Annotated in this window: 4 protein-coding genes; all 4 read left to right on the plus strand. The window is 61.4% G+C overall.

All coding sequences use genetic code 11. The features are described 5' to 3' along the window. Positions 1-783 precede the first annotated feature (783 nt). Complete coding sequence (locus tag AC1D1A_RS20840; protein ID WP_476860278.1) at positions 784-1,833, plus strand: LacI family DNA-binding transcriptional regulator; 1,050 nt, start codon at positions 784-786, stop codon at positions 1,831-1,833. A gap of 36 nt (positions 1,834-1,869) precedes the next feature. Beyond that, positions 1,870-3,546 carry an ABC transporter substrate-binding protein gene (locus AC1D1A_RS20845; protein WP_476948610.1) on the plus strand — a complete coding sequence of 559 codons (1,677 nt, stop codon included), beginning with the start codon at positions 1,870-1,872 and terminating at the stop codon, positions 3,544-3,546. Positions 3,547-3,685: 139 nt separating this feature from the next. After that, complete coding sequence (locus tag AC1D1A_RS20850; RefSeq protein WP_364746433.1) at positions 3,686-4,663, plus strand: ABC transporter permease; 978 nt, start codon at positions 3,686-3,688, stop codon at positions 4,661-4,663. A 12-nt stretch (positions 4,664-4,675) separates the two neighbouring features. After that, positions 4,676-5,358: ABC transporter permease (locus AC1D1A_RS20855; RefSeq protein ID WP_476948611.1), on the plus strand; the 683-nt coding region annotated here is incomplete at its 3' end.

The following is a 5,358-nucleotide window of genomic DNA, read 5'->3' on the forward strand; positions in this document are numbered from 1 at the left end:
GGTGCAAGGCCGACCACGTCCGGCACAAACAGCAAGGAAGGAGGCCCGAGTGATCCCGAGTCGCAGCAAGTCAGGCCGTTCCAGGCGCTCCCGGCCATGAACGCGTAAGCAGCAACAGCGCTGTCCAAGCCAAGAAAAGGAGCCGCCAGACCGCAACGGCCACCAACAAAAAATGGGCCCCCGCAGGGGCCCATAAAAGGAGATTTGTACACATTCAGAGGCCCACAAGCCCCTGAACAGGGAAAACACGTGCCCGAGGTGGGACTCGAACTACATTCCAGCCCTTGCAAACACTGGGAACTCCCGGAAACATGCGGAATCCGGCCCGATCCGGCACCAGTACGAACCGATCCGAAGCCCAAAGTGTGTACTTTGTACACACCCCAAATTGGCCAATTCCACGGATCAGGACGAAGCCTCACCCTAGCTCCTTCGACCGCGGGGAGAGCCCGCTTATGGCCGATATCGAGTCGCGTCAAGGCTAGGCCGCCGGCTGAAATTCGAGTTCAGCCCAATCGACCCGGACGGGTCGGGAGCCAAGGGCGGCGGATATCCGGCCCGCCACTTGTCTCGCGGGATTCGATTATCTAGTGCGATTTTCTCTCGTTCACCCAGAAGATCCGACAGGGCGCCGACAACCCTCCGCACGCTGCTTGACACTCCAACCCAACGCGGGATATGTTCTATCTCACATCTACTTACGCGCGTTAGTAACGCGCATCAGTAGATTTAGCTAGACTCTCATCCAAAGTTCAGCCCTTATTACTAGACATCGGACGGTCAATGAAGACGAACCCTCGGCAGGCCAAAGTGACAATGCAGGATGTCGCGAACCATGTCGGAGTCTCTCGGACGACGGTTTCCTTTGTCCTAAACGGCGGAACGGGAAACGGAATTCCACAAGAAACCCGTGACCGCGTCCACCGGGCCGTGACCGAACTGGGCTACCGCCCGAACGCTGGAGCCCGAGCGCTGGCAGCCAAACACACCAAGCTCTACGGGCTGATCACGGAAATTGTTACGGCGCCTTATGCCGCCGACATCGTCCGAGGCGCCGAGGAACAGGCCGCGCGGGAGGGTAAAACACTACTGATCGCCAGCACCGACGGCAGCAGTGACGCCGACCGGCAGGCAATCGAAACGATGCTCGAGCACCGTGTCGAGGGTCTGATCTATGCAACAAGCTGGCATAGGGGCGTCCGGCTGCCGGCTGTCGCAGACGAGGTGCCGACGGTCCTGGTTCACTGCTTTGACGAAGCGGCCACCCTCCATTCCGTCATTCCTGACGAGGCTCAGGGCGGCTACGCCGCCACTATGAGGCTCATCGGGGCCGGACACGACCGGATAGGGCTCATCAACCTTGATCCCGTAATTCCAGCAGCCATCGGCCGCCGGGCCGGTTACATCCGCGCTCTGGACCAGGCAGGTATGGGCCTGGATGAGAAGTTGATCATCAACGAGGACGGCGAGGCAGACCAGGGCTACCGTGCGGCATCCTCCCTCCTTGACAGCGCGGTGCCGCCTACGGCCATCTTCTGCGCCACTGACCGTATGGCCATGGGCGCATACGACGCCATCAAAGAACGAGGGTTTCGTATTGGGGAAGATATCTCCGTGGTTGGCTTCGACAACCAGGAAGTTATCGCCAGCTACCTGCGACCCAGCCTGACGACTGTCGCACTGCCATTCCGGCAAATGGGGGCAACCGGCGTCGCGCTGCTGGCCAAACTGGCAGCGAACCGCGATCTAACACCGCTCCAACACATTGTCGAATGCCCTCTGGTGGAGCGTACATCCGTGCGCCTGCCCCTCCTGACGTCCACCACCCGCTAACCCCATCTCCCTTTCACTGACGAAACGAGCTCCCTCATGCCCAAAATCAACCCCAAAAGATCACTGACCGTTGTTGCAGCCACACTTGCGATCGGCGCCCTGACTCTCACCGGATGCAGCGCCGGAAACACAGCTGGAAGCACAGCAAATGGCGGAAGCGCCTCCAGCGGGCTCCTGACCATCCCCCGGGAGGACACCGCAACGTTCACCAGCAACTTCAACCCGTTCTCCCCGAAGGCGCTGCCTATGACGCAGCAGTCGGTCTTCGAGCCACTGCTGATCGTCAACCCCGTCAAGGGCGAACCCGTGCCCTGGCTCGGCGCTTCGTGGAAGGCAGACGAAGACGGCAAGGGAGCGACGTTCACCCTCCGCGACGGGGTCAAATGGTCGGACGGACGGCCACTGACGGCCGATGACGTGGTGTACACCTTTGAGCTCCAGAAAAAGATCCAAGGCGGGTTCGACTACTTGGCCAAGGTCTCAGCCGTAGATGCGCACACTGTACGCTTCGATTTCAACAAGCCCTACGCGCCCGGACTTTACGAAGTCGGCCAGCAGGTCATCGCCCCTAAGCATGTCTGGTCCCAGATCGCGGACCCGGCAAAAGCCACTAACGACAATCCGGTCGGCACGGGTCCTTACACGCAGGTCTCCCATTTCCAGGCACAGTCATTCGAGCTCGATAAGAATCCCAACTACTGGCAGCCGGAAAAGCAGCAGCTGACCGGCATCAGGATGCTGGCCTTCGCCGGCAACTCCGGTGCCAACCTCGCCCTGCAGAATGGCGATGTGGATTGGAGCGACCAGTTCATCCCCAACGTCCAGAAAACCTTTATCGACAAGGATCCGGCCCACCGCCACTTCTGGTACCCCACCATAGGTGGCACCATCAACTGGCAGCTCAACACCACCAAGGCTCCCTTTAACGATTCCGTCGTCCGCAAAGCACTCAGCATGGCCGTGGACCGCGATCAGGTGACCGGCCTGGGCATGGCGGGCTACACCCATCCGGCCGACTGCACCGGCCTCAGCGACGCCTACAATAGCTGGCGCGACCAGAGCATCGTCGACAAATGTGACTGGACCAAGCTGAACGTGGACAAAGCCAACCAGATGCTCGATGACGCCGGTTACAAAAAGGGAGCCGACGGCATCCGCACCCTCAAGGACGGCAAACCGTTCCAGTTCAAGTTCTCTGTCGGCTCGGCATCTTCGGACTGGCTCTCCGTCGGCCAGATCATCTCCAAGAACATGGAAAAACTCGGCGTTAAGGTCGAAGTCAGCTCCCCTGACTGGTCCCAGGTCGTCTCCTCCTACACCGACGGATCCTTCGACAGCGGCATCGTCTGGAGTAGTGCCGGCGCGTCCCCGTACGAGTTCTACCGCGGCGTAATGTCCCAGAAGGTGGTTGTGCCGGCAGGGCAAAAGGCGAACGAAAACTACCACCGCTTTGGCGACGCGGAAGCGACCGCAACCCTGGACAAGATGGCGGCAACGGCAGACCCGGCAGCACAGAAGACCCTCGTCGGCACCCTGGAGGCCCGCTTCAACGACGCGGCCCCGGTGATCCCGCTGTTTTCCGGCCCGGCGTGGGGCGCCTACACCGACCAGCGATTCACGGGCTGGCCCAGCAGCGATAACCCGTATGCGACCCTTTCGGTCCGCTCCGCCACCACCGTGCTGGTTCTGACCTCGCTCAAGCCGGCGCAGTAGCCATCTCGTGGCTGTCCGGGGCAACCGGCCCCGGACAGCCACCAAGTCCGCCGCACATGCGGCCCCCGCACCGTTACCACCTGCCGGACCCGGACCGATCCCCGGGCGGCGCAACAATCATCAAGAAAGAAGCGGAATCATGGTATTCCTCCTCCGCCGTCTGGGGTTCTACGTCATCGCCTTCTGGGCCTGCATCACCCTGAATTTCTTCCTCCCCAGGCTGATGCCCGGGGACCCTGTCAGTCGAATGTTCTCCCAGGTACAGTCCCAGATGCGCCCCGACCAGGTGGATGCGCTCCGGCGGCTCTTCGGCCTGGACGACCGGCCGCTATGGGAGCAGTATCTGGCGTACATCGGCAACATCTTCCGCGGGGACATGGGCATCTCGCTCTCCCGGTTCCCCACCCCCGTTTCGGAAGTGATCGCATCACAAATCGGATGGACCCTCCTGCTCGGCGGCACCGCCCTGGTTATTGCCGTCATTCTGGGCAATCTCCTCGGCGTTCTGGCAGCATGGCGGCGCGGAAAGTTCCTGGATTCCGTCTTTCCCCCGCTGCTGATTTTCGTCGGATCATTTCCCTACTTCTGGCTGGCCATGGCCGCTCTATATCTGTTCGGGATAACCCTCGGGTGGCTGCCTCTGAACCATGCCTTCTCCACAGGCCTCAACCCGTCGTTTTCCCTCGAATACATCGGCGACGTAGCCGCGCATCTCGTCCTCCCGGCCCTGACCATCGTTCTGGTCTCCATCGGCGGGTGGATGCTGGGGATGCGTAACACGATGATCGCCACCACCGCCGAGGACTACATCACGATGGCCCGGGCCAAGGGACTCCGCCCGGCACGGATCATGTTCCAGTACGCGGCCCGCAACGCCATGCTGCCTTCGGTGACGTCGTTCGGCATGTCCCTTGGCTTCGTCGTCGGCGGCGCTCTCCTTACCGAAACCGTGTTCGCGTACCCGGGCATTGGCTACCAGCTTCTGACCTCTGTCCAGGCGCTGGACTACCCGCTGACCCAAGGCATCTTCCTCACCATTACCGCAGCCGTGCTGGCAGCTAACTTCCTGGTCGACATCATTTACGTACGACTGGACCCCCGGGTCCGGGTCAGCTAGAAACAGGTCCCCATGTCACTTACAGACTCAACACCCACCACGATCACCACGGCCGGCAACCCCACCGTTCAACTACCTGAACCCCCCGCCCCCGGGCGCCTGGTTCATGGAGGATTCGTCCACGGCATCCTCACGAACAAGAAGGCCCTCTTCGGACTGGCCATCCTAGTGATATTTGCCCTCTTGGCACTGCTGGCGCCTCTCCTGGCACCGGGTAACCCCTCCGACTTCGGCTCCGAAGCATCTCTGGCGCCATCCGCGGACCACCTCCTCGGAACCACCTCCAAAGGCCAGGACGTGCTCGCCCTCACCCTGTGGGGATCGCGAAGCTCCCTGGCGGTCGGATTCACCGTAGGCCTGGCGGCGACCTTCATCGGCTGTCTCGTCGGCATAGCCTCCGCGTATTTCGGCAAAGCCATCGACGAACTGCTCTCGCTGTTGACCAATGTATTTCTGCTCATCCCCGGGCTACCGCTTCTGGTGGTTCTCGCCGCATTTCTGCCGCCGGGACCCGTCACCGTCGTCACTGTGCTGGTCATCACGGGCTGGGCAGGTAGCGCCCGGGTGCTCCGCTCCCAAGCTCTGTCCCTGCGCAGCAAGGACTTTGTCGCTTCGGCCGTCGTGACCGGTGAGAAAGCGTGGCGCATCATGTTCCGGGAAATCTTGCCCAACATGGCCTCCATCGTGATGAGCAC

This window comes from Arthrobacter sp. P1_B9, assembly GCF_056406495.1.

Bases quoted from the DNA above. Each gene is read 5' to 3' on its own strand.
- AC1D1A_RS20850 (WP_364746433.1), top strand. From the start codon at position 3,686: ATGGTATTCCTCCTCCGCCGTCTGGGGTTCTACGTCATCGCCTTCTGG.
- AC1D1A_RS20845 (WP_476948610.1), top strand. From the start codon at position 1,870: ATGCCCAAAATCAACCCCAAAAGATCACTGACCGTTGTTGCAGCCACA.
- AC1D1A_RS20840 (WP_476860278.1), top strand. From the start codon at position 784: ATGAAGACGAACCCTCGGCAGGCCAAAGTGACAATGCAGGATGTCGCG.